Below are 24,518 nucleotides of genomic sequence, written 5' to 3'. Positions count from 1 at the left end.
TAACAGAGAATAACAGGAACGATTATGAGCAACATCCCAACTGATTTACGTTACGCCGCTACACATGAATGGGTTCGTCCAGAAGGTGACGGTATCTTTACTGTAGGCATTTCTGAGCATGCCCAAGGTTTACTAGGTGATATGGTTTTTGTTGAATTGCCTGATGTTGGCGATGCAGTGACTACTGGTGACGACGTTTGTGTTGCTGAGTCGGTAAAAGCGGCGTCAGATGTATACGCACCAATTACCGGTGAAGTGGTTGAAGTAAACGAAGACCTTGAAGACTCACCAGAGATGGTAAACTCAGACCCATATGGCGACGGTTGGTTATTTAAAATTAAAGCCGACGATGCCGCAGAGGTAGAAGGTTTACTAGACGCAGAAGGTTACGAAAACAGCATCGACGAAGAGTAATTCGTTACGCAGTTTCAAACGATACATTATTAAAAAAGGGGCATGAATACAATTCAGCCCCTTTTTAACTTTAAGATTTAACGCGCCCTTGCGGCAATCAATACGAGTGCTTAATAACGTTATGTCGAATACTTCCCCTACATTGGCTCAGCTTGAGCAAAAAGATACGTTTATCCGTCGTCACATTGGCCCGGGTAAAGCTGAAATAGATGAAATGCTGTCTGCTATTGGTGCTGCCTCGCTTGACGATTTAGTTGAGCAAACTGTGCCTGCAGGTATTGCGTTACCTGAACCATTGAAATGCGGTGAAGGTGCGACAGAAGTTGAAGCATTAAGCGAACTAAAAGCGGTTGCGGCGAAAAACAAAATTAACCGTTCTTTCATCGGAATGGGCTATTACGACACCCATGTACCTAACGTGATCCTTCGTAACGTACTAGAAAATCCAGGTTGGTATACTGCTTACACGCCTTATCAGCCAGAGATTGCCCAAGGCCGTTTAGAAGCCATTCTTAACTTCCAGCAAGTTACCATTGACCTTACTGGGCTAGAGCTTGCCTCTGCATCGCTACTTGATGAAAGTACAGCGGCGGCTGAGGCCATGGGCCTTGCCAAACGTGTATCAAAGAATAAGAAATCAAACCTCTTTTTCGTGTCGGACGATGTTCACCCTCAAACATTAGATGTAGTGCAAACCCGTGCCGATATGTTTGGCTTTGGCATTGTAACAGGCCCTAGTGAAGATGCATCGAATCATGATGTGTTTGGCGCATTACTGCAATACCCCAGTTCTACCGGCGAAGTTAAAGACATTTCCGATGTGATTGCAGCGGTTCAAGCAAACAAAGGTATTGTTGCTGTAGCGGCAGATCTGATGAGCTTAGTAATGCTTAAGTCACCCGGTGAGCTAGGGGCTGATGTAGCGCTAGGTAGTGCGCAACGCTTTGGTGTGCCAATGGGCTACGGTGGTCCACATGCTGCATTCTTTGCAACGCGCGATAGCTACAAGCGTTCACTACCTGGGCGTATTATTGGTGTAAGTAAAGACACCCGTGGTCGCCAAGCGCTGCGTATGGCACTGCAAACTCGTGAACAGCATATTCGCCGTGAAAAAGCGAACTCGAACATTTGTACTGCACAGGTACTACTTGCCAATATGGCAAGCTTTTACGCCGTATACCACGGTCCGCAAGGTCTTAAAACTATTGCTGAGCGCATTCACCGTTTTGCCGACATTCTAGCCACAGGGCTTATTCAAAAAGGTGCGGATAAGGGCATTGCTCTTAAGCACAGTACCTACTTCGACACGCTAACTATTATGGTAAGCAATAAAGAAGAGGTGCTAGCAAACGCTTATGCAAAAGGCATGAACCTTCGTGCAGACCTTGACGGTGCGGTAGGTGTAGCACTTGACGAAACGACGACCCGTGAAGATATTAATGCGCTTTTCGACATTTTCCTTGGCGAAGGTCATGGCTTAACCGTAGAAGATGTCGATGCAGAAGTAACTACGCAAGGCGTGAAGTCTATTCCTGACGCACTTGTACGTACCAGCGATATCCTTACGCATGAAGTATTCAACAAATATCACTCTGAAACAGAGATGCTTCGTTATATCAAAAGCCTTGAAAATAAAGATTTGGCACTGAACCACTCAATGATTTCATTGGGCTCGTGCACCATGAAGCTAAATGCAACCGCTGAAATGATCCCAGTTACTTGGGCTGAGTTTGGCCAAGTTCACCCGTTTGCACCACTAGACCAAGCAATCGGGTATCAAGAGATGATTGCTGAGTTAGCAGAGTGGCTAATTAATGTGACAGGGTATGATGCACTTTCTATGCAGCCTAACTCGGGTGCGCAAGGCGAATACGCCGGCTTACTTGCTATTCAGCGTTATCATGAGAGCCGTGGCGAAGGTCACAGAAATGTGTGCTTAATTCCTAGCTCTGCACACGGTACTAACCCTGCTTCAGCGCAAATGGTTAGCCTTAAAGTGGTTGTAGTTGCGTGTGATTCGAACGGTAATGTTGACCTTAACGACCTTCGCAAGAAAGCAGAAGAAGTAGGCGACAACCTATCTTGCGCTATGATCACATACCCGTCTACGCACGGTGTATACGAAGAAACCGTACGCGAAATGTGTGACATTGTTCACCAGTACGGTGGCCAAGTATATATGGACGGCGCGAACATGAACGCGCAGGTGGGCATTACATCGCCAGGCTTTATTGGCTCTGATGTGTCGCACCTTAACCTGCACAAAACCTTCTGTATTCCACACGGTGGTGGCGGCCCAGGTATGGGACCTATCGGAGTTAAATCGCACCTTGCGCCATTCCTACCTAACCACTCAGTAGTGAATGTAGAAACAGCAGGTGAAGACTGCGGTGCAGTTTCCGCTGCGCCATGGGGAAGCGCGTCTATTCTACCTATCAGTTATATGTACATTAAAATGATGGGTAGTGAAGGCCTACGCCGTGCTACTGAAGTTGCCATTCTTAACGCTAACTATGTGGCGAAGAAGCTAGAAGGGCACTATCCAGTGCTTTACAAAGGTAACAACGACCGCGTAGCGCACGAGTGTATTATTGACTTGCGCCCACTTAAAGAAGCAAGCGGCGTTACCGAAGTAGACATTGCAAAACGCTTAAATGATTACGGCTTCCACGCGCCAACAATGAGCTTCCCAGTAGCGGGAACGCTTATGATTGAGCCAACAGAGTCAGAGGCCAAGTACGAGCTAGACCGTTTCATTAATGCCATGATAAGCATTCGTGAAGAAGTGGCGAAAGTAGAAAGCGGTGAGTGGGATGCCACAGACAACCCGCTGCACAACGCGCCGCACACATTAGCTGACATCTGTGACAGCGACTGGAACCGCAGTTACGACCGCATGCTAGCGGCGTATCCTGCACCAGAAGTACACAGAAACAAGTTCTGGCCTACGGTTAACCGTATTGATGACGTATACGGCGACCGTAACTTGATTTGTTCATGCCCGAGCATTGAGAGCTATTCTGAGGAATAGGTTGGTTGACTAACTGCAATTAAAATTGTGGATACTAAAATAGAAAAAAGCGGACCAGAAATGGTTCGCTTTTTTTATGCCTCACGAGTTCTTCCAAGTGTTAAAGCTCTCATGCAAGGTGTTCTGAAAATACTGGTCATGTGAATGTAATTCCCACGACGAAACCGATTTGAACGCGGCTGCAGTGCAGTTACTTTTGTGACACAATGAACATATCGGTAAACGTCACTCAATTTCGCTCTTCGAGCGCATCGAATATTTTGCCAATAATGGCGTACAGTTTTTGTTGGTCAAACTTATACTCTGTTTCTGTCTGTACACGGTGTACAAAAACGAGATCGGAGCTAGGGTATACGCCAAGCATATGAATACCTACACCAGTATGATAAAACGCTTTATTAGGGCGCTCTTCGTTGGCATTAATAACGTTCCAAAGCATGCCATAACCGAAATCCATATAAGCATTGGTCACCGAGTACGATGTTGTGCTTTTGTCTATCCATTCTTTTGAAATTAACTGCTTATTGTCCCACATGCCACCATGCTCATAGAGCTGACCAAAAAGTGCCATGTCATAGGCAGACATTCGAAAATGATACGCAGGGAACTTAGATTTTTCTGGCTCCAATTGGTAAAAACCATCAACGTTAAGTGTTGTTAAATCAGTATCCGCAACTATCGTGGTGTGTTTACCGTTAAATTGCTTCATGCCAAGTGGTTTTGCAATTTCCTCGAAGTAGGCCGAATAAATGCTTTTCCCACTAAGTTTTTCAAAAATGGCACCGGCAACATTAAAGTCCCAGTTATTGTAAACGTAATGGTCTCCTGGGGTGAATGCGCCTCGTTCTGGAAATCCATTCAGCATACTCTGACTTGTAGCTGCGGAAGGTAAATAGATACCCGAACGCGACTGCAATATATCTCGAATTGTTGCTGATTTTTCAATCTCGGTTAGGGGGGTTATGTCATCTATGTCGAGTTCGGTAAGTGTTGTGTCTAAATCAATGATCCCCCTATCAACATAAATACCAAATAATGCGTTAAGCATTGGCTTACGGATAGAGTGAATAGTATGTTTTTGGTGTATGTCACCAAATTCAAAAATGACTTCTTTGCCTCTCATCAAAACCATTGATGAAGTATTGCTTGCCTCTAAGAACTCCCTTAAGTCATTCAATTTATATTGATTAAAAGTAGCGGTACTTTTGTAGCAGGTGGGGTTTTTTATTAAGCGAACCATGCGCTGTAACGTGTCGTTTTGTGCAAACGCATTTCCCTCGGGCGTGCCACCAAGCATGATTATCTGGCCATTTTCGTTTTTAAATTGTGTAAGGTTACTCTCCATGCCAGGGCTAATCACATGACCGGCATCCGGATAGATAATTGTATTTACGCGCGAAGAGACGCCCTGCGACGCGATGTCCTTTTGCAGTGCTGCCGCCATTTCCGCGGAGGGCCATAACTTATCGTCTTCACCTGCAAGTAACAGCACTTGCCCCTTTATTTTACCTGCGTCAATCTGTTTTGCTGCGGCATCTGGGTGGGACAGGTCTTGCCTAAAGTAATCTACCCCGACAAACCTATCGGCGGAATAATCGGGGTTTGAGTGTCGGGGTACGAACGGTATTGCGTTGCCATGGTATGTCCACGCAGCGGCATTTGTGTCTCCCATCGCTCCCCAAACATGAGAGCTAGGAGACAGCGCAATAATAGGGGCATACTCGCCGCTGTGCGCGCCCAACAAAAGCGCGAGCTCAGCGCCACGTGAGCTACCAACGATGGGAATTTGCTGGCAACGGTTGCGGGAAAGTGTAGGGTTTGAATCAATATAGGCCGTTGCGGCGTCAATGCTTTCAATTGGGATTTCTTTTAGCGTTGGCGGTAATGTATCTATTCCGAAGTAACCCACTACCAATGCCGCAATCCCTTTTTGTGCCAGCTTGACACCTGTCTGGCTAGCCGCATAGAAGCCGCCTTCTGAGCCTCCGAGAACAATGGTTGTGGTTAACGGCGGTGTAGAAGCTTCCTCGTTATGTTTAGGTGTAATTAAGAGACCTCGTAGCTGAAACGTACCTACGCGTTCAACGGTTACGTTGTCTGGATAGCCCGAACCATTGCACCCTAGCAGTAAAAAAGCAGTACTTAACCCCGTCAACAGGTTCCTTATAAGCATAACGAAAATCTCTTTTTTATTTTATTAAACAGACTATTACCGAGTAGTTCAACTCACAATTGTAAGTGTTCTTTTCCACGCAGAAGGGTGAGGCAAAAACTGCTGAGGTTGATAATGCCAGTTTCTTATCAAGTATTAACGAAAGACTTGACGGGTAGAATGATTACTCTACCATAAGGGTAGAGTAATCATTCTACCGAAGGTGTACGGTGTTAAAACAAGATATAGCAGCAGCGCTAGAAACTGCTTTCAGTCAACATGGGTTTGCAGAGCCAAGTGTCGCCACATTACAAAAATGTAGTGGTGTCAGTTTAAGAACACTTTATAAACACTATCCGTCAAAGCAATCAATGATTATTGCGGCACTCGAGTATCGACATGCGCGATATATAGCGTTTTTACTTGATGATATTCCTGCTCCAGGAATTGATGCAATTTTGCATATTTTTGATCGACTAATGCTATGGATGACGCAATTTGCACCTAATGGCTGCTTATCTGTAAACGCGCTTTCTGCCTTCCCTGAGGATGAAGAGATTAGAGGTGCAGTACAAACCCACAAAAATAATGTAAGGCAGCTATTGGGCGAACGCTGCTTACTACCGTCAATGTCTAATACGCTGTTTTTATTACATGAGGGAGTGTCGAGTGCCTGGCCTGTAATGGGTGAGCAAGCCGTCTCATCTGCAAAGCAAAGTATTAAAAACCTTATTTAAAAGCGAAAGTAATGACCAATTTACCTAACACAATGCATGGTGTACAACTTACTAAGCATGGTGATGTTGATGCACTCAGATATACAACAAACATAGCGCTGCCTGCCCTTGCTAGCAATGATGTGCTTATCAAAGTTATGGCCGCTGGCGTAAATAACACCGACGTAAATACTCGTCTAGCATGGTACTCAAAGCAAGATAACAACAGCGATGATGCGGGTTGGTCTGGGAGTGCGCTTAATTTTCCGCGTATTCAGGGCGCCGATGTGTGCGGAGTAATTGTTGCTGTTGGCAACAATGTCAACGCAGATCGTATCGGAGAACGGGTATTAGTAGAGCCATGCTTAATTAAAGCAAATGGCGAAACGCTAACGTCACCGTGGTATTTCGGCTCTGAATGTGATGGTGGCTTTGCACAATACACGGCAGTAGATTCTTTCCACGCTTACAAAATTAGCAGTCGATATAGTGATGTAGAACTGGCCTCGTTTCCTTGCTCGTACTCTACTGCTGAAAACATGCTGTATCGTGCTTCGGCCAAAGAAGGGAGCACCATCTTAGTAACGGGCGCGTCCGGTGGGGTTGGCTCTGCTGCAGTGCAGTTAGCTAAAGCCCGTGGCGCGTATGTCATTGCGCTTACCAGTAAAAGTAAAGCGCAACAATTAACAGACTTGGGGGCAGATAAAGTAGTTTTTCGCGAAGATGATTTAGTAGAAATGCTGGGTAAAAACAGTGTAGATATTGTCGTTGATTTAGTTGCCGGAGAGCAGTGGCCTTGCTTGTTAGACCTACTGAAGCCAAAAGGGTGTTATGCCGTTTCAGGTGCTATCGGAGGCGCTATGGTGACGCTTGATATTAGAACGCTTTACTTAAAAGACTTGTCTTTTTTTGGTTGTACAGTGTTGGAACCAGGCGTATTTAAACGTTTAATATGTTTTATAGAACAGGAAAAAATTAAGCCTGTTGTTGCACAAACATTTCCACTTAACCAAATCGTCGAGGCGCAACAGGCATTTTTACAAAAGCGGCATGTCGGAAAAATTGTATTAACTATTCCGCAAGATGGGAGTGGCGTACGAACCTAATCAGCCGAGTCGTTGACCATTGACTGTATAAAAAGAACGCTATAGGCTATTTTTTCGTTTGCAGTTATTTTTCATTACTAAGGACAGCTATGAATAATCCAGCGCGCTATGGCGTGATCCTCGCTACCACATTGACACTTTTTGCCTGCAACAGTGATTCAGACAATATATTAGATGACTTAAATGCTAATCGCGCAAAATGGGAAAGTGCGAACATCGACACCTATCAATTTGACTATAGCATTTCGTGCTTTTGCTTAGATGATGTTACGCGTCCACGCTTAGTCGTTGTTAACGCAAACCAAGTAGAGTCGCAGACGATAATCGAAAATAATACTGCGCTGTCGCTAGATAATGTTGATTCTGAAACTGTCGCCACATTATTTGACCGTATAGCATTAGAAGAAAGTCGTGCTGAATCGCTCACCGTTAGCTATCACCCGCAACTTGGGTACCCAACACGAATACAAGTTGATGGTAACGCCCAAACGGCTGATGACGAATACACAATTGAAGTAAGTAATGTCGTTGCAGAAGACGATATTGCCTGTACAGCTAGTGTCGAAAGTGGCTTGATAGTGTCTGTTACCGACCAGATCACCGAAGAGCCAATTGCGTGCAATGCCACGGTTACAGCAACCGAAGAAGATTTTAATGAAACCGCAATGGGTACTTGCGGAGAGAGTGAAGCGATTACGATGCTAGATGAGCGCCCCGGCTTTTACTCAATTACCATTGAAAAAGCAGGCTATCAAACCTTTCAAGTAAACGACTATGGTATCGGTAAAGACTTATGCCACGTACTTCCACGAGAACTTAACGTGGAATTAATTCCAGAGTGATATAAAACACCCTCTCGCAGGGCGTTAAATTCATCATCGAATAGTTCACGTGAATATTAATTAAAAGGGCCGTTTGGCCCTTTGCTTATTTACATAGCTATTTAGACTTACGTTTGTCTAATGCGTATTGTACGGCTGTTCGTGCAATACCCGCACCAATACCTGACACCACTGCCCATGTAACAGCTTCTTTAAGGTCGGTATCTTCGCGTGCTTTGTCTTTTGGAGCGGGGGTGTTTGTTACCTGCTCCCATGATTTCTGTAATGTCTTTCTGGCTAACATGCCAGCAGAGGCAGCGGCAAGACCGACACCTACTGTCGTTATTAGTTGTTTGTTACTCATAATATTCCCCACCCAATAATATCGGTAGCCCAATAATGAATTGAATACGCCTACACAAGCGGATTGCCGCCCGGACTTAAAAAAACAGTCATTAATTAAAACAATTAATGACTGTTTTTTGCAGGTTCGTGGGAGTGGCTATTACACACCCCTCAACCTGCTTTAATTCATTTGCCCCTGACCATATTCATGACCAGTGAAACAACCAATAGGATGAGGAAAATACCAAAAATTATTTTGGCAATACCTGCTGCGGAACCGGCAATGCCGCCAAAACCTAATACTGCTGCAGCCAATGCGATCACTAAAAATATCAAAGCCCAACGTAACATAATGTATCCCTTCAGTTTGTGAGTTCACAGGTAGTGTTGCAAAGCGCAGGCCGACTTTACGAACCGTACCATCCTTTGTCGCTCATCAATGCGAATACGCGGCCTCAAGGCAAATATCGTTCAAAAAAATATAACCAAATTTTTGAGGAGAAGGTAAGGTTGCCGACCAATCCTTAAACAAATTTACCGAAACGTTTGTAAAAATTTCTTAATAAACAGGTTTGCAGACTGGCACGGTGCATGTTGGCAATACGTTTTTCTTTTTTCACTTCAATACCAATATTTGTAACTGAGCTGAGTTCGGCCAGATAAGGCTTAGAATATAAGCGCTTACCTGCATTCCGCACACTTTCTGACGACGTAAAACAGGTTGCAACAAAGATAGGGCTACGTATTTTTAGTAGTGGCTCGTGCCTTGCAACGGTCATTGCAATAAGCGAGCAGCACCTAATGAGGATATAGATACTATCTGTATTTTAAAGGAATGTAGGTAATAACGTTACGTGCTAACAAAAAAGTTTACACCAGCTTCGCTATCTTCAAACTGACAGGGACAAAGCAATGAAGCAAAATCCACTTTTACACAGGCATGACGACTTCAAGGTAAAAACAAGGGATGTTCGAGTGGTCAGGCTCCTTATTGTCTTAGTGGCACTTTCGACACTCTACACGTTATATTTCGCTCAATCGCTTATAATCCCTATGGTTTTTTCTATGCTTGTGGCTTTATTGTTAAGCCGCATTGTCACCAAGCTAAAAGAGTGGCGGATCCCGAGGTCTATTTCTTCAATCACGCTACTCACAATGCTAATTGCACCTCTCATGTTTTTAATACTAGAACTTTCAGAGCCAGTAGAAAGGTGGATGAAAGCGTTGCCTCAAATTTCTGAGCAGGTAACGCAGCAGCTTACAGAATTTAGTGATGCTATTGATGGGACACAGCAAAACGCAGAGGGTAAAGAGCCCTCTGTTAATAATACGGCTTACCCTTGGTTTGAAAAAGAGCCTGTTAAAAAGCAAGACGACACCATGGTCGAAGAGCGTTTTAAGCAAGGTAGCAGGCAAATGATGTTTGAAATGCTGCTTGCCACACCTATATTTCTTGCTCAAGTATTAGGCGCCATAGTGTTAACGCTTTTCCTTCTCATATTCGGGCCCCCGCTGTCTAAAGTCATCATTAATGACTTTCCTATTATCAAAAATAGACATCGAGCTAGAGCATTGATTAAAAGTATCCAACAGGCACTGTCTCACTACATTTTAACCATAAGCATCATCAATACCGGGTTAGGTGCGCTGACGGCAGCGGGGCTAGCGTATTTTGGTGTTCGCGATGCCATTTTATGGGGAGCGATAGTCGGCCTATTAAACTTTGTGCCTTATATAGGTTCAGTGATTAGCGTGGGTATACTGCTGTTTGTAGGGGTGGTGCAGTTTGGATTTATTGATACGGCATTTATTCCAGTAGGCGTATTTATTACCTTAAATATATTGGAATCGCAGATAATAACGCCAACGGTGCTCGGTAGAAGCATGCAAATTAACCCACTGGTTATTATTGTTTGGCTGTTTCTCAGCGGCTGGTTATGGGGTATGTTGGGCGTGCTATTAGCGGTGCCGATATTTGTATGTATCAAGCTTACGTTACAGCAAATGGAAGTCTTTCCTCATTGGCTAAAATTTATTGAAGCACAAGAGTAAGCGACAGCTGTTGCTATAACCTATACCGCTATAAATGGGGTACTATTGCAGTACATAACGCATCATCGCATGATGTTGCGAAACAGCAATGATAAGGTACCCCTTTGACACAGCCAGACATCACCGTCCATTTTCGCTTGCTGCACTTAGATGCGATGCAAGCATACACGCTCAAAAGAGAAATTGAAGGCGCTTCATTTTCCAAGCGCGACGATTCAGCTGCTTTTGTCGGGCTTGTGCCGTTAAAAGAAACGCTGTTTGACGAGTTAAACGACTATATCATTCGCCAGCAAATTACGTACGATGAGTGCGACATTTATGTGAAAGCAGAAAACGGAGAGGGTGTTATTAACGTTCCGCGAGTGGTAAACAAGTTACTAAAATATATCGACTGTAAACTCACTTATGCATTTGTAAAATAACAAAGCCTTTAACGAATAAAGTGGCTACCTGGTTATATGGAACCGCCATGGCAACAGTGCGTCGTGTTCGGCATAATCTATACCGATACGGGGTGAACACGCTATTTCTTTATTTGATATTACCTTACCTTTATCCGCAACCCAGACAATGTTGGAGGTCGTTACATTCAGCGCGTTTAGAGAAGGGGTTACCCCAAGCGCTTGAGTCAGCTTACCTGGGCCTGAGCAAAGGCTCTTAGTTGTCGATAGCTTTCGCCTTGCCATCATAGCGTCTATGCCTTCGATGGGTTTTATGGCGCGAATAAGCACCGAGTCAGCACACCCAGCACGATTTGTGACAATGTTTAGCATACTGTGATGACCATATACTGTGTAGATGTAGGTAATACCGCCATTGCGTTCCAATGTACTTACAGATGAGGGGCGCCGTACCTTATGTTTTTCCATCGCTAGGTCGTTGCGGTGAGAATACGCTTCAGTTTCTACTATAATTCCGCCCGTGCGAACGGTGTCTATCTCAGTAAATAAGTATTTACCGAGTAGACCTTTTGCGATGCTCACCACATCGACTTGAGTAAAAAAAGACGGGGGTATTTTCACAATATCGATGCAGAGTTGTCAGGAAGCCTTTTGAATTTCACTGTGCGACTTTAAGACTTCACTGCCATCATCTTGTTCAATTAAGTAGGCAGGGTCTTTGTCACTCGCATCACGTTTAACGGATGAACCCTTTATGGTGCATTCAATTTCTTCCGTGTACTTTTTGCGAATGTTTCCAGAGGCATGACCATTTCCCCATTTCCACTCTACTTCAGTGTTAATTGCATAATGTTTCATTTCACATCCTTTTTTAATGCGTTCACGCGACAAACGGCTATTTACTATCGTGGTATGCCATCGACCGCTTACGTCGCAAAACGCGATCCTGTAGTGGTAATGTAAACGAGCGGGTTGCGATTTAAGTTCATTAATTGCCTGCGTGTATTCATAAACTGGCAAAATGAGAAAAATTTGTCGATAATCAAATCTTTGACTAATGCAAAGACAGAATGGAAACACGACTTCCGCTATACAAAAAATTGTTGGTAATGTACCGCATTGAGCCTGGATGTCTTGGGCCGCAAGGCATAGATTATGTTGAAGAGTTTTGCACCTTTGCCAAGCAAAAGTTGAAAGGTCAGCATGGGTACTGCTTACGTTGGGTGGTTAAACCGCGCTACGACAAGTCGCTACCCGAGTTAGAGTTTCAGATAAAAAACAATACCGTGTCCCGTGAAAATGCCGCTAAATACATGGGGACTTTTGATATCGATATTGATGTGTTTGAAGAACAGCTTGAAGAAACACTAGCCGATTTAGTTGATATGTTTTTCGAGCGCTAAACGGTAACAGAATGAAGCACGTTGGGTGGTGAACGTGCTTTATACGTACGGTTTAATGTCGTTCCTAGCGCCGCTTTCTACGTCCTTTTGATTTGCGTTTACCTTGCGATTTATCGTCAGCCTCAAAATTTCCATATAACGCGTCTTCTTCAGTCGCAGCCGCTGGTTTGGGCTTGGGTTTGGGAATAAACCCCTCTACAAACGTTTTCTTAAATTGTCGCCCGGTAAAACGTTCAACCGCTCTTAGTTGCTTTGCTTCGTCGTCACTGTATAACGATATCGCTAACCCTTTCGATGATGCTCTGCCTGTGCGGCCGATACGGTGGATATAGTCTTCGGGTACATATGGCAAATCGATATTTATTACACAAGGCAGTTGCTGAATGTCGATACCCCTTGCTGCAAGGTCGGTACCTATTAATACTTTTATACTGCCATCTCTAAAACCGTCTAATGCTTTCGTGCGCGCTTGTTGCGTTCTATTCGCATGAATCGATTCGGCAGCAATATCTAATGCTTCAAGCTCATTTCGCAAGGTATCTGCACCGCGTTTCGTTCGCGTGAACACTAATATTTGAGACCAGTCGTTATTGTTTATTAAGTGAATAAGAAGTTCATGTTTGCGCGCTTTGTCTACCGGGTGCAGTATCTGTGTGATGTTTTCAATATGATCGTGTGCGGTTGCCAGTTCAATCGTTTCAGGATTCTTAAGCATCTGTGTCGCTAGCGTTTTTATTTCTTTTGAAAACGTGGCAGAGAACAGTAGCGTTTGACGCTGTTCAGGTAATAAGCTTTGTAGATGCTGAATATGTTCAACAAAGCCCAAATCCAACATACGGTCGGCTTCATCTAAAACTAATATTTCGAGGTTATCGACGTTAATATCCCCTTGCTGATATAAATCTAGCAAACGTCCTGGCGTGGCAATAAGAATATCAACACCTTGCTGCAAGGCATGTTTTTGCGGCTCAATACGCACACCACCAAATACTGCCGTTGAGCGAATGTTCATGTTTTGACTGTAAGTTTCAACGTTTTTGGCAACTTGCGCGGCAAGCTCACGCGTGGGCGCAAGGATAAGTGCTCTTATTCCTTCTTCTTGTTGGCGTGGTTTTTCTGCCAACAACTGCAATATAGGTAACGAAAAACTAGCGGTTTTCCCTGTGCCTGTTTGTGCAATGGCGATCACATCTCGCCCATTTAAAATAGCAGGAATGGCGTTCTTTTGAATGGGCGATGGCTCAGAGTACCCTTTTTCAGTAACCGTACTTAAAAGTTCAGTACAAAGGCCTAAAGTGCTAAACGACATAAGAGGAAAGCTCACAACGTATAAAAATTGGCGTCATAATACGTGTTGTGGGTAAGCTTTGCGGCACTATTTTTCGTCTTTTTGCTTTGAGCATGAATAAGGTAGGCCTAATTGGTTGATACGTAATAGTTATTGTTTTAAATACTCAACGCTGCGCTTGGCTTTTTACTCACACGGTACTACGCTTAGCTAAAATCAAGGGTAATAGCCGTGATGAAAACTGATAAAAGAACACATCCGCGATTAAGCCTTAAAGGCGTTCATGCGAACATCACCATTAGTAGCGCGTTAAGTGAAGACAACATTCACTTAGAAGGCAATATGGTCGATATGAGTTATTCTGGTATTCGCATCAAGTTGTTATCTGAAATGCCCCAAAACCTTCCTGATAGTAATGTAAAAATTGTTCTTACACTGCCAAACTCAGACGTAAGCTGCACCATTAAGGGCGCTATAAGACATATTAATAACAACGCTGAGGTCGGTTTGCACTATCGTGACCATCACAAAGAAGACGATGTTGATGCGTTTATGTTTGAGTGTGTTAAGCATATTGATACCCCTACGCAGCACGTTAGTTAACGCCACAGTTAAGTCATTGCAAACAACCGAAGTGAATCACTTGGTGGGTTGAGCTTAACCACAAAACCGAACGTAAATACCCATAATGGCGAGTTGTGTGAAATACTTGTGCGCATTGGCTATCGCAAGAACGGTAAATAGAATTAAAAACGAGGACGATAAGAAAATTATGCGGAAAAAAATGATCAAACAAAAGTTAGCGGTGCTTGCCACTGTGATGGCTGCGTCTTTTACGACTGCAGTGCAGTCCAGTTGGGCTGAGCAAGTCGAAATGCAAGGCAGTAAGGGTACTGCGGTAGTCGGTAATGTGCTTGCAACATTTGACCAGCCATGGGCCATGACGTTTTTACCGGATGGCCATAGTTTGGTGACAGAAAAACCAGGCGTTATGTGGTTACTTGATAAAAATCAGCAAAAGCGTTTTTCAGTAACCAACTTGCCTGAAATTATAGCGCGAGGGCAGGGCGGTTTAGGTGACGTTATTATCCACCCTGAATTTAGTACTAACAACACGATTTATCTGTCTTACATTGAGCGAGATCCGCAAGACGATGCATACAGTGGTGCGGTGATTGAGCGTGCAACGCTCACTATTACCGATACCGGTGCGAATTTGACTGACAGAGAGTTAATTTGGCAACAGTCTCCAAAGATGACAGGCAATGGGCATTATTCACACCGTATGGTTTTTTCACCTGATGGGCACTTATTTATCACCTCTGGCGAGCGTCAAAAGTTTACTCCGTCACAGAACATGGCAATGAACTTAGGTAAAATTGTCCGCTTAAATGCCGACGGCAGTGTGCCAGAAGACAATCCATTTTATGGAAATGGCAGCATAACCGAACAAATTTGGACACTTGGTCATCGTAATCCTTTGGGTATCGACTTTGATGAAGAAGGTAATTTATGGTCACACGAGATGGGCCCACGTCATGGCGACGAGCTGAATATCATTGAAAAAGCGCGTAATTATGGCTACCCCACGGTATCACAGGGTGACCATTATTCAGGTGTTAAAATCCCCAATCATGAAGATATTCCTGTCTTTAAATCGCCTGAACTTGACTGGGTGCCTGCAATAAGCCCGGCCGGTTTTATCATTTATAAAGGTGAGTTATTCAGCCAATGGGAAGGTAATGGCTTTATTGGCGGACTGTCCTCCCAAGCACTTGTGCGAGTCGAATTCGATAAGGGTGATAATGGCAAATGGAGCGTAGAAGAAGCTGAGCGGTATGAATGGGGAAAACGCGTAAGAGAAGTTGAGCAGGATGGCGCTGGCAATATCTACGTATTAGAAGACGGAAAAGGTGGACGTCTTATCAGACTTGAGAAGTAACCTATTGCGCCCCGCAAGGGGCTAATTGTTTACGCTCAACAAACGCAGCAGGCTTGGTATTATAGTGCCATCCTGCTGCGTTACGTTTGCATATTGTTAGCTGGCTACACCGTCATTCCCTTCTTGTTCTATGTTACCTGAAGACTGTAACTGAGACGCAAGCATAAGACATAATATGGACCAGAATATACCCACAGTCCATCCAGCCAATACATCTGATGGCCAATGTACACCCAGGTACACCCGACTAATACCAATACTTACCGTCAGCAATGTCGCAATAGACATCAAAAATACTTTAACCCGTTTACGCTTTTCAACGCGTGACAGTAGTGCGCCTAGAGTGAAGTATACTAATGCCGACATAAGTGAATGCCCACTTGGGAAACTGTTGGTATAAACATAACTGCCATGAGGTACTAAATCCGGACGCGGGCGCTCGAACCCATACTTCAGTGCGAAGCTGAGCAACGTTCCGGTCACTATTGCTACCACAATAAACAGTGCCATTTTAGGTTTTTTAATAAGTAGCATATAGGCCGCAGAGGTTAGCGTAAAAAAGGTGAGAATACCCACACCGCCTAACCCTGTAATATCACGCATTAGCTCTTCTACCCAATGTGCACCAATAGGGTCTGACAGGTCATCCGCGGTACGAAATAGTAATAAAAGTGCCTCGTCAATTGCCGACGTTCCGCCGCTCATTACCATGCCTGCTATTTCGACAAATGCCCATAAGCAGCCGGCTAGAAGCATTCCGCTCACTAACATGTTTATATCTATACGGTTGATGTTTTTTATATTCACCTAAGCGTCTCCTTATGCAGGTTGAGTGTTGGCGTGACGACGTTTTTTGGTATGGCGATAAGCCACAATGGTCATAATGACACTGACAATAGCGCCGCCTGCTAAAATGGCCCACTGGTATGTTGGGGGGTGAGAGTCACTATTTAGCATCGAGTTTCCACCTACCCATCCAAGATAGGTATACAAGGCCACCAGAGGAAGCTGACCTACGAACGATGACCAAGCGTATTGTTTGAATGAAATATTGGTGATGCCAAAGCCATAGTTTTTAAGAACGGCGGGAATGAAAGGGTTAAGTCGTAGTAAAATGACAAAGCGCCACTGACCATCCTCGGCTAGTTCAAGTACTTGTTTACTGCTGTCGTAATGCTCAAGTTTCTTTTTGATGCTATCTTTCATTCCGTAGCGCGCGACCAAAAAGGTGATACATGCTCCGCTAAGCGCGGCAAGTGAAGACACACCTAAAGCAACCGAAAAGCTCAGTAAAATGCCGGACGTTATATTTAAAATGGTCGATGGGAAAGAGAGGGTAACAAGCACCGTATATAACAGAAAATAGACGATAGCTGTCCATGCACCAAACGAACGAATATACTCAACGACTTCAATTACTTGCTCACGCGTAACCACATATTTCCATAATAGAATGACAGTGGCGATAAACACGGCTGCTAGTAGCCCTTTTACAATCCATATATTGCGCTTCTTCATATTCCATTCCTTTTTGCATATCACGTTTTACATTCTGCGTTTAACGTTGATTGACATCACTGTCGTTATGAGTTGCTACGGAACGGACGTAGAAAAGATTAAATATTTTTTAATTTAATCTTAAAGGAACAGCGAAAGGGAACACATTGAAAGCGTAAACGTTGTTGTTATAACGAAGTGTTAATATTGGCGTCGGGCACGCTACGATATGACATAAACAATCACTTTGCGTTAGCAGATAATGACTAAAACAAAGTGACGCGTTTTTATAGTGAGCGGATAAATTAAGGGCTAGGCTTCATCATCTGTTGGATTAATGCGTGCCAAACGTGCTTTCTCTTCATCTTCCGCCGCTTGAATTTCTTCAAGTATTGCGCCCACATCAGCGGCTTCTTCACTTTCTTCAAATTCACCAGTGAGAGTAGTATTAGGCGTTAGGTTACCCTCTTCAAACAGTGCCCACATTTCTTTCGCATAATGAGTAAGCAATAACTCGGGGGCAAATTCGCCATAATAGCGGCGCATGTTGTTTACATCGCGGGCGAACATGGCTTCGGCGCTGTTATTAGCAGCGGCATTAACGGCTTGGGGTAAATCGATAATAACAGGCCCGTTTTCATCTACCAGTACGTTGAATTCGGAAAGGTCACCATGAATAAGGCCCGCACACAGCATAAGTTTGATGTTGCGCATCATTAACGTGTGCTGTTTGATTGCCTCGTCTTTGTCCATGCTAACATGCCCCAATTGAGGCGCGACCTCGCCGTCTTCATCAGACACGAGCTCCATGAGTAATACACCATCAACACAGCAGTATGTATCGGGCACACGAACGCCGGCTTCATTTAAGCGAGAGAGGGCATCAACTTCTGCATTTTGCCATATTTCTTCTTCAAGCTGGCGACCATAACTAGACCGTTTACCCATGGCTCGAGCCTGGCGACCGCCTCGTACTTTTCGGCCTTCTTGGTATTGTGCCGCTTTTTTAAAGCTGCGCTTTACCGCATCTTTATATACTTTTGCGCATCGAACGTGCTCGCCACAGCGAACCACAAAAACATCGGCTTCTTTCCCGCTCATCAAGCGGCTAAGTACTTCATCAATTAAACCATCATCGACGAGCGGCTGTAAGCGTTTAGGTATCTTCACACAGTGCCTGCATTATGGCGTTGTTTTTTCATCATTATTTTTTGGGTACTCTGTTTGTCTTTATTAAATGTACTGCATCAGTATATCAGGCTTAAAAAGTAAGAGCAGTGATGTAACAGTACTTATTCGTGTTCTATTTTAAGAATTAAGCGGTTCTATTGACGTATGTTAAGGCTCACCGTTAACGTCACTTGGTATTTTGCTCACGACTTACTTCAATCTGCCGTTGCACTTTTGCATTAACCGCAACCAACGTGGAATACAGCAATTCTATTTGCTCGTCGAATGCGTTGGTTTCTGCTTGCTTTTCATGTTGGATAACTTGTTCTACGGTATGCGTGAATTCTGCTAAGGCATACGCGCCAATATACTTAAGCGCTGTAATGAAAATATGTGAGATTCTCAAAATAGACGCATAATCTTTGTTATCAATAGCATTACGAAGGGCGTCAAGTTCGCTAGAAAGCCCGACGAAGTCATTAAGCAGAACATGATACAGCGACGCATCATTAAGTAATCCGCGCATGGCTTTCGTTTTATCAATAACGGCAAGCTTATCGATAGAGGCTGTGTTAATTAGATTCGCGTTTGAGCCAGATGCCTTTTCGAAGGCAGAGTCTGGTGTATCTTTAAGTAATATATCGGCTAGCACAGCGAAGAGTTTGTCTGGGTCTATTGGCTTATTAATGTGGCCATTCATGCCTGCTGCTCTGCTTTTCTCAATGTCTTTTTTCATGGCATGCGCAGTCATAGCAATAATCGGTACGTCTAGCTGTAATTCTTTACGAATGGTTCTTGATGCCGTTAAGCCGTCCATTTCAGGCATCTGAATATCCATTAATACCGCATCGTAGGAGGGGTCGCCGCGAAGCGTATTAACAGCCTCTAGCCCATTGCTCACCACGTTTATTGTTGCCTTACTATCGGCTAATAAACCTAACGCCACTTTCTGATTGAGCGAATTGTCTTCAGCAAGAAGGATTGTTTTACCCGTGAAGTCAGGAATGTTAACCGCGGTGGTGGTTGCTGACACTGGGCTGGGCGTAACGTTAAGACATAGCTCTTGAATAGTATTCACAAGCTCGCTGGCACCGAACGGTTTTTTAATGAACGTATTGATGCCTAATCGATTTGCTTGTTCATGCATGCTGGGAGAGTCGAAGGCCGATAGCATGATCACCTTCGGCTGTTTAACCGAGCGCTCTTGATTCATTATTGCGGCCACTTCGAGGCCATCAATATCTGGCATTTTCCAGTCAAGTATCAGTACATCATAGGGGGCATTGCGTGCAGCGGCGGCTCGAAGTTCAGCGATGGCCTCTTGCCCGCCGGATACAAGATCTGCGCGAATACTGGCAATAGATAGTGCTTCAGATATGGCGTGTCTCGATAGGCTCACATCGTCTGCAACAAGCACGTTTAGCGCCGCTAACTGCTTTGATGGAGACAATAACTGCCGCTGTATAGGGTTGTTTTTAACTATAATAGTGAAATAGAAGCTTGCCCCTTTTCCTATTTCACTTTCTACCCATACTTTTCCACCCATTAATGTGGCTAACTGCTGGCAAATGACTAAACCTAACCCAGTTCCTCCATAGCGTCGCGATATAGACTCGTCACCCTGATTAAAAGGTTGAAACAATCTAGCCTTCTGCTTATTACTTAACCCAATGCCCGTGTCTTTAACCTCGAAGATCAGCTTTACGGCACTGTCTTGCTGCGTGCTTCGAACACTTACTGATATCAGCCCATCGTCCGTAAACTTCAGTGCATTACTTAGTAAGTTGTTCAAAATTTGCTGTATACGCAGTGGATCACCAATGAGGCTAAGCGGCACATCTCTAGCGATGTGTTGAATAAGCTCAATATTCTTTTCGTTAGCCCGCGTGACATGGAATCTGATGGCTTGGTTTACTAGGGCGTCTAAATTGAATTGTGTCGATTCAATATCAAGTTTTCCCGCTTCAATTTTTGAAAAGTCGAGGACTTCATCAATCACACTTAGTAGGGTTTGAGAGGCAGCTTCTATCTGAACTAAGTTGGTTTGCTGTTCCTGACTTTCTGCACAACGCTGAGAGAGCTTGGTAAGCCCTATAATTGCATTTAGCGGTGTGCGTATTTCATGGCTCATGTGCGCTAAAAAATCTGACTTAGCATCGGTGGCTTTTTGTAACGCTTGTGCAAGGTTATTTAGTGCTTTGCGTTGTTTTCGAGTGCGCAGCCATAGCGCAATCACAAGTACTAATGAAAAAATCACCCCCGTGATGAAGTAAAGCTGCATGGTGTTACTTTTTTGCTGAGCAAGATTACGTTGCTCTTTTAGCTCGTTATCTTTTTCAAGCAGTTTAATGGTTTCTTCTTTTTCCGATATGGCCAAGCGTACGCGATTAAGTGCCAATAGCTGAGATTGTTGTTCATTGAAACTTTGTCTATAGGCTTCTTGGTACTGCTTGGCATATGCTAGTGCAGATTGGAAGTTTTGGGTGGTTTCAGATAGCGACACCAATCGCTCTAAAATATTAAGCGTGACCACCTTATCATTTTGTACAACATCCTTATCGAGGCCGGCCTTGAGCTCAGCAATAGCTAGTTCGGTTTCTCCGCGTTGTACATAAATTTCGGCTAATTGCAGTAAGCGAGCGCCTTCGTTATAGCGAAAGCCTACTTGACGATCAGCTTCAGCGGCTTGGTTAAGCCTTTTCAGTGCTTCACTTACGTTTCTCTGCGCAATATGAAGCTCTGCCATGGTGCTGTAAACAATACCAATAAACGGATAATCAACATCACGAAGTATTTCTCCAGCAAGCAATAGGCTGATTTTTGCGTCTTGAAATGTACCTAGCTCTTTTTGCGCGTACCCTTGAAAAAAATACGCAATACCTTCTTCCCGTCGGTTATCTAAGCGTTTTGCAGTGGACAAATATTGATGTCCAAAGGCAAGCATGGCGTCAAAGTCTTTAAGCGACATGTAGACGTTCCCCATGGCCCCGTAAACAAGGAGAACATTATTATTTTCTGCTTCACTGTAAAGCGCTAACGCACGATTCAATGCTTCTAGCGCACCAGCGTGCTCGCCTGACAAGTCTAAAATTAACCCTTCCAGTCGATAAGACTCTGCAAGCGCTAGTTTATTATTGCTGTTTTTTGCTAGTTTTCGAGCTTCTAATAGTGCCTCATACCCTTCAACGTAGTTTTGCTTCAACACGTAGTGATACGATTTAAGATTTAAGAAGTCGGCCTGATTAAATTCGCTAGGCTGGGCAGTAAAAAATTGTGCTAACTCTGTAAATGTCGTTTCGACCGATGGGTCATTTTCTTGAATACGCTGTTTTAACCCGTCTAATAAGGTCAGTGACGGATGCGTACTGTCGGTGTTGGCATGCACGGCACAAACCGATAGCGTCATCGAAAAAACGATCGCGATTGATAGGCATCCAAGAAAACGTTTCATTGTTACTAATGCATCATTTAATAGTTGATCACGCGAGTCGCTTTACTGGTGTCATCAAAGCGACGTTTCACTTCGTTCCAGTCTTTTTCTTCAATCAACCGCAAATCGTCATCTTCTAACCCGAACGCGCGTGCGGTGCCAACGGGGTCTTTTTTGTATGCTTCCATTAGTTTGCTATTGGTGTCTAATTCTTCTAAAAAATCTACAATCGATGTAGCCATATTTCTTCCTTTTAGTTTGTTTCAGGGTGTCGATAATCAATGACTTGTTGTTCAGTCAAGCCAAGCGCAGTAAGCCGGTCTTGTCGATACGCTGGTAAACCTAATGAAGGCACCACCAACGTTGAAATCAATGTCGGCTTTGCATGAGGTAATTCGCAAAGTGTAATTTTCTGAATGCTGGGTTCGCAAATGGGTAAGGTTGCGGCCTCGTAAATGATAACCTCATGCGTGTCTGGGTAATGTTGCAACAAAATGTCAGTCAACATGACCAATCCACTACGACTATGCATAGCATTTAGCACGCTCAAGGAGGCTTCCCCAGCAAGCCCTATTTGCCAAATTATCTGGGTCATATAAGGGTCTATACGGTAATCACGAAACAAGAACTGTGTCGCTTCATAAGACTGGCAACCAAACCGCGAGGGGTCGATACCTAAGTCGGCAATAAGGCAATCTTCTGCTGACACTCCAGGCAACATTTTTGCCTCTATTCCAAGCTCAGTTACTCGGCGAATAGCGTCATGAGAGGGAGTAACAAATACACCAGCGTGGCCATAGAATGCGGCACACACATTGTTACCCTCAGCGACGGCCTGCACAATACGGTCAGCCATTTGGCGGTAAGTAATGGCGCGAGATTTACCTTCTTCGTAAAGGTCATCGAGTGAAATACTGTTAGGGTTAAGTTTTTTGACAACATGCTCGCCAACACGGTTCATAATGCCCATAAACACGATGTCAGCATTTTCAATGTGGCTTTTAGCCGCTAATGTCATTTGACCCGCTACGCTAATCCCAGTTCCAACAACGGTAAGCGAGCCTTTTTTAGCAGTGTCCATTTCTTCCCTTGCCAATAATTTCACAGGTTCCACGCCCACTATAAGCCAGATTTTTTGCTTTTACTATGCTTGAAGCGCAATGCCTCACAACACCGTGGTGCATGAGCTAGTGATTTTAAATGATGCGTTGCTTTATTCGTTTTCTGCCTTACGTTTTGCATACACCCACTGAGGGGTGACTACAATAAAAATAAGCAGAATAAATGGCCATATCAGTGATGCTAACGTACTGAATAGGGCATAAGACATGACGTGGCCATATTCAGGTTGCCGAGGGTTAAGTGCAATAGTGACGCTGCTGCCAACTTCAATAAGACCTATACTCGAATAAACATGGGCATTTTCCCATATCCAATAGGTTTTCTCATCGAGAACATACTCTATAAGTATGTCGTGTCGTTGCGGGGTTCTGTCCGATACCGTCATAAAGGTAGGGCGCACTTTGGTGACGGTATATTCAACAACTTCACCATAAACCGTATCAAAAAAGAAATAAGCGGGGATAGCACGCTTTCCTAACACTGCGAACGTCAGTATCAGCGCAAATCCTATGCATAACGTTACCGTTAATTGTTTATATTTCTGTTTATAGGTCATTAACCTTCTCTTTCAGCCTGCCGCAATGACTATATCAGTTATCACGTTAACCGCCGTACTCTTTTCATCGAACACGTTTTTGGATCTGAATTTTATGCAAGAAGCACTGCAATTGTAACTTAAGGTTAAAAATACTATACATGGTGATTGGTTTGGTTTACATTTCATGTTGTACTGTTTGATAAGAACGTTATTACACTCACCGCATTTAACAAGCCATGGAGGTTTACAATGAACATGTCACTTAAAGAAAAGAGTACCTGGATATCTTTGGTTGCAACCGTACTGGTTTTTGGCTGGTACGCGTTAAACGTAGTGAATATTGATATGAGTAATATGCCTGAAAAAGACGCAAATGCTGCCGCTATGGGGTATTTAAGCGGCGCTATTTTATACATCATAGTCATCGAGATTGCGTTTCAGTCACTTATTTCAATCGCCGGCACAAAAGCTGATGTGGAAGGCGATGAACGAGACCGAATGATAGCCCTTACAGCAAATAACAGTGGCTATTGGGTGTTAAGCATTGGCGTCATTCTTACGCTAGGGCAACTATTATTGCCACACCTGCTAGGTATGGAGTCTTCAATAAGAGAACATTTTCCAGTGCCTCTGTTCGAAGTACATGTGTTGCTTTTTGCTTTTATTTTGTCGGAGATTGTTCGTTTTACTCATCAAATTATTCTTTATAGACGAGACGCGGTGTAAAACATTATGGCGATTACCAATAAAGTACGAGAATGCCGCTTTTTTGCTGATGAAATGACCCAGCAAACCCTTGCAGAAGCGGTTGGCGTTACACGACAAACAATAATGGCTATCGAAAAAAATAAGTACAACCCTTCTTTAGAGGTCGCTTTTAAGATTGCTAAACTTTTTGATAAACCGTTAGAAGAGGTATTTGCCTACATCGATGAAGGTTGATGTATCTTCCCTTCAAAGGTGTGTGTGTTTAACGATAATGTCGTCATATTATTAAATTTTAATTGGCCAAATTTACTATCTAAAACCAACTCTAAAGTTAAGTTTATGTTTTATATGGTTTTTATGTTTGGCGCTTATTTTGCTTTTT

Annotated in this window: 25 protein-coding genes; 12 read left to right on the top strand and 13 right to left on the bottom strand. The window is 43.8% G+C overall.

The features are described 5' to 3' along the window. The first annotated feature begins 24 nt into the window (after positions 1–24). Together gcvH and gcvP are read left to right on the top strand one after the other, a co-directional pair. A complete protein-coding gene (gene gcvH, locus ACOJRU_RS13005; RefSeq protein WP_421132165.1) occupies positions 25–414 on the top strand; it encodes a glycine cleavage system protein GcvH in 390 nt (129 codons plus the stop codon). Positions 415–535: 121 nt separating this feature from the next. Further along, a complete protein-coding gene (gene gcvP / locus ACOJRU_RS13000) occupies positions 536–3,445 on the top strand; it encodes an aminomethyl-transferring glycine dehydrogenase (RefSeq protein ID WP_421132164.1) in 2,910 nt (969 codons plus the stop codon). Between the two features lie 229 nt (positions 3,446–3,674). Here gcvP and ACOJRU_RS12995 read toward each other — a convergent pair whose 3' ends face one another. After that, positions 3,675–5,618, bottom strand: coding sequence for an acyl-CoA thioester hydrolase/BAAT C-terminal domain-containing protein (locus ACOJRU_RS12995; RefSeq protein WP_421132163.1), 1,944 nt, complete (start codon positions 5,616–5,618; stop codon positions 3,675–3,677). A 209-nt stretch (positions 5,619–5,827) separates the two neighbouring features. On the opposite strand from ACOJRU_RS12995, the gene ACOJRU_RS12990 reads away from it, so the two are divergent. The 3 genes from ACOJRU_RS12990 (at position 5,828) to ACOJRU_RS12980 (ending at position 8,261) form a co-directional block, all read left to right on the top strand. After that, the gene (locus ACOJRU_RS12990) at positions 5,828–6,334 is read left to right on the top strand and encodes a TetR/AcrR family transcriptional regulator (protein ID WP_421132162.1); all 507 of its coding nucleotides are present in this window, start codon (positions 5,828–5,830) and stop codon (positions 6,332–6,334) included. 11 nt (positions 6,335–6,345) lie between these two features. Beyond that, a complete protein-coding gene (locus tag ACOJRU_RS12985; RefSeq protein WP_421132161.1) occupies positions 6,346–7,419 on the top strand; it encodes an alcohol dehydrogenase family protein in 1,074 nt (357 codons plus the stop codon). Between the two features lie 89 nt (positions 7,420–7,508). Beyond that, positions 7,509–8,261 (top strand): DUF6174 domain-containing protein, encoded by a 753-nt coding sequence (locus tag ACOJRU_RS12980; protein ID WP_421132160.1) that lies wholly within the window; start codon positions 7,509–7,511, stop codon positions 8,259–8,261. A 97-nt stretch (positions 8,262–8,358) separates the two neighbouring features. Here ACOJRU_RS12980 and ACOJRU_RS12975 read toward each other — a convergent pair whose 3' ends face one another. Beyond that, complete coding sequence (locus tag ACOJRU_RS12975) at positions 8,359–8,604, bottom strand: DUF4235 domain-containing protein (RefSeq protein ID WP_421132159.1); 246 nt, start codon at positions 8,602–8,604, stop codon at positions 8,359–8,361. A gap of 167 nt (positions 8,605–8,771) precedes the next feature. Further along, positions 8,772–8,936 (bottom strand): DUF1328 domain-containing protein, encoded by a 165-nt coding sequence (locus ACOJRU_RS12970; RefSeq protein WP_421132158.1) that lies wholly within the window; start codon positions 8,934–8,936, stop codon positions 8,772–8,774. Positions 8,937–9,497: 561 nt separating this feature from the next. On the opposite strand from ACOJRU_RS12970, the gene ACOJRU_RS12965 reads away from it, so the two are divergent. Next, complete coding sequence (locus tag ACOJRU_RS12965) at positions 9,498–10,637, top strand: AI-2E family transporter (protein WP_421132157.1); 1,140 nt, start codon at positions 9,498–9,500, stop codon at positions 10,635–10,637. A 104-nt stretch (positions 10,638–10,741) separates the two neighbouring features. Then, positions 10,742–11,059 carry a hypothetical protein gene (locus ACOJRU_RS12960; RefSeq protein ID WP_421132156.1) on the top strand — a complete coding sequence of 106 codons (318 nt, stop codon included), beginning with the start codon at positions 10,742–10,744 and terminating at the stop codon, positions 11,057–11,059. 24 nt (positions 11,060–11,083) lie between these two features. Here ACOJRU_RS12960 and ACOJRU_RS12955 read toward each other — a convergent pair whose 3' ends face one another. After that, positions 11,084–11,659, bottom strand: coding sequence for a DNA-3-methyladenine glycosylase (locus ACOJRU_RS12955; RefSeq protein ID WP_421132155.1), 576 nt, complete (start codon positions 11,657–11,659; stop codon positions 11,084–11,086). A gap of 18 nt (positions 11,660–11,677) precedes the next feature. Next, complete coding sequence (locus tag ACOJRU_RS12950) at positions 11,678–11,896, bottom strand: DUF2945 domain-containing protein (RefSeq protein WP_421132154.1); 219 nt, start codon at positions 11,894–11,896, stop codon at positions 11,678–11,680. A gap of 212 nt (positions 11,897–12,108) precedes the next feature. Between ACOJRU_RS12950 and ACOJRU_RS12945 the strand changes: the two genes are divergently transcribed. Beyond that, positions 12,109–12,441 carry a hypothetical protein gene (locus ACOJRU_RS12945; RefSeq protein WP_421132153.1) on the top strand — a complete coding sequence of 111 codons (333 nt, stop codon included), beginning with the start codon at positions 12,109–12,111 and terminating at the stop codon, positions 12,439–12,441. A 64-nt stretch (positions 12,442–12,505) separates the two neighbouring features. Here the strand turns inward: ACOJRU_RS12945 and ACOJRU_RS12940 are convergent, their stop codons facing one another. Then, on the bottom strand, positions 12,506–13,750 hold the full coding sequence (locus ACOJRU_RS12940; RefSeq protein WP_421132152.1) for a DEAD/DEAH box helicase: 1,245 nt from the start codon (positions 13,748–13,750) through the stop codon (positions 12,506–12,508). A 213-nt stretch (positions 13,751–13,963) separates the two neighbouring features. On the opposite strand from ACOJRU_RS12940, the gene ACOJRU_RS12935 reads away from it, so the two are divergent. Together ACOJRU_RS12935 and ACOJRU_RS12930 are read left to right on the top strand one after the other, a co-directional pair. Further along, the gene (locus tag ACOJRU_RS12935) at positions 13,964–14,332 is read left to right on the top strand and encodes a PilZ domain-containing protein (protein WP_421132151.1); all 369 of its coding nucleotides are present in this window, start codon (positions 13,964–13,966) and stop codon (positions 14,330–14,332) included. A 181-nt stretch (positions 14,333–14,513) separates the two neighbouring features. Continuing rightward, positions 14,514–15,671 (top strand): PQQ-dependent sugar dehydrogenase, encoded by a 1,158-nt coding sequence (locus tag ACOJRU_RS12930; protein ID WP_421134769.1) that lies wholly within the window; start codon positions 14,514–14,516, stop codon positions 15,669–15,671. Positions 15,672–15,767: 96 nt separating this feature from the next. On the opposite strand, the gene ACOJRU_RS12925 is transcribed toward ACOJRU_RS12930, so the two are convergent. From ACOJRU_RS12925 to ACOJRU_RS12895, 7 genes are all read right to left on the bottom strand, one after another. Beyond that, the gene (locus ACOJRU_RS12925) at positions 15,768–16,478 is read right to left on the bottom strand and encodes a phosphatase PAP2 family protein (RefSeq protein ID WP_421132150.1); all 711 of its coding nucleotides are present in this window, start codon (positions 16,476–16,478) and stop codon (positions 15,768–15,770) included. Between the two features lie 12 nt (positions 16,479–16,490). Next, positions 16,491–17,189: a TVP38/TMEM64 family protein gene (locus ACOJRU_RS12920; RefSeq protein WP_421132149.1), complete on the bottom strand. Its 699-nt coding sequence runs from the start codon at positions 17,187–17,189 to the stop codon at positions 16,491–16,493. 291 nt (positions 17,190–17,480) lie between these two features. Beyond that, entirely contained in the window at positions 17,481–18,338 is an 858-nt protein-coding gene (locus tag ACOJRU_RS12915) for a PA4780 family RIO1-like protein kinase (protein ID WP_421132148.1), read from the bottom strand. Positions 18,339–18,525: 187 nt separating this feature from the next. Next, a complete protein-coding gene (locus ACOJRU_RS12910; protein WP_421132147.1) occupies positions 18,526–21,789 on the bottom strand; it encodes a response regulator in 3,264 nt (1,087 codons plus the stop codon). A 17-nt stretch (positions 21,790–21,806) separates the two neighbouring features. Further along, positions 21,807–22,010, bottom strand: coding sequence for a hypothetical protein (locus ACOJRU_RS12905; RefSeq protein WP_421132146.1), 204 nt, complete (start codon positions 22,008–22,010; stop codon positions 21,807–21,809). An 11-nt stretch (positions 22,011–22,021) separates the two neighbouring features. Then, positions 22,022–22,873, bottom strand: coding sequence for an SAM-dependent methyltransferase (locus ACOJRU_RS12900; protein ID WP_421132145.1), 852 nt, complete (start codon positions 22,871–22,873; stop codon positions 22,022–22,024). Between the two features lie 108 nt (positions 22,874–22,981). After that, complete coding sequence (locus ACOJRU_RS12895) at positions 22,982–23,446, bottom strand: hypothetical protein (protein ID WP_421132144.1); 465 nt, start codon at positions 23,444–23,446, stop codon at positions 22,982–22,984. A gap of 231 nt (positions 23,447–23,677) precedes the next feature. Between ACOJRU_RS12895 and ACOJRU_RS12890 the strand changes: the two genes are divergently transcribed. Both ACOJRU_RS12890 and ACOJRU_RS12885 read left to right on the top strand, forming a co-directional pair. Next, a complete protein-coding gene (locus ACOJRU_RS12890) occupies positions 23,678–24,154 on the top strand; it encodes a hypothetical protein (RefSeq protein WP_421132143.1) in 477 nt (158 codons plus the stop codon). Between the two features lie 6 nt (positions 24,155–24,160). Further along, positions 24,161–24,370, top strand: coding sequence for a helix-turn-helix transcriptional regulator (locus tag ACOJRU_RS12885; protein WP_421132142.1), 210 nt, complete (start codon positions 24,161–24,163; stop codon positions 24,368–24,370). The last annotated feature ends 148 nt before the right edge of the window (positions 24,371–24,518 follow it).

Source organism: Alteromonas algae (genome assembly GCF_049117195.1).
In the GTDB taxonomy this organism is placed as follows: Bacteria; Pseudomonadota; Gammaproteobacteria; order Enterobacterales; family Alteromonadaceae; genus Alteromonas.
This window is presented reverse-complemented; position numbering and strand designations above follow the sequence as displayed.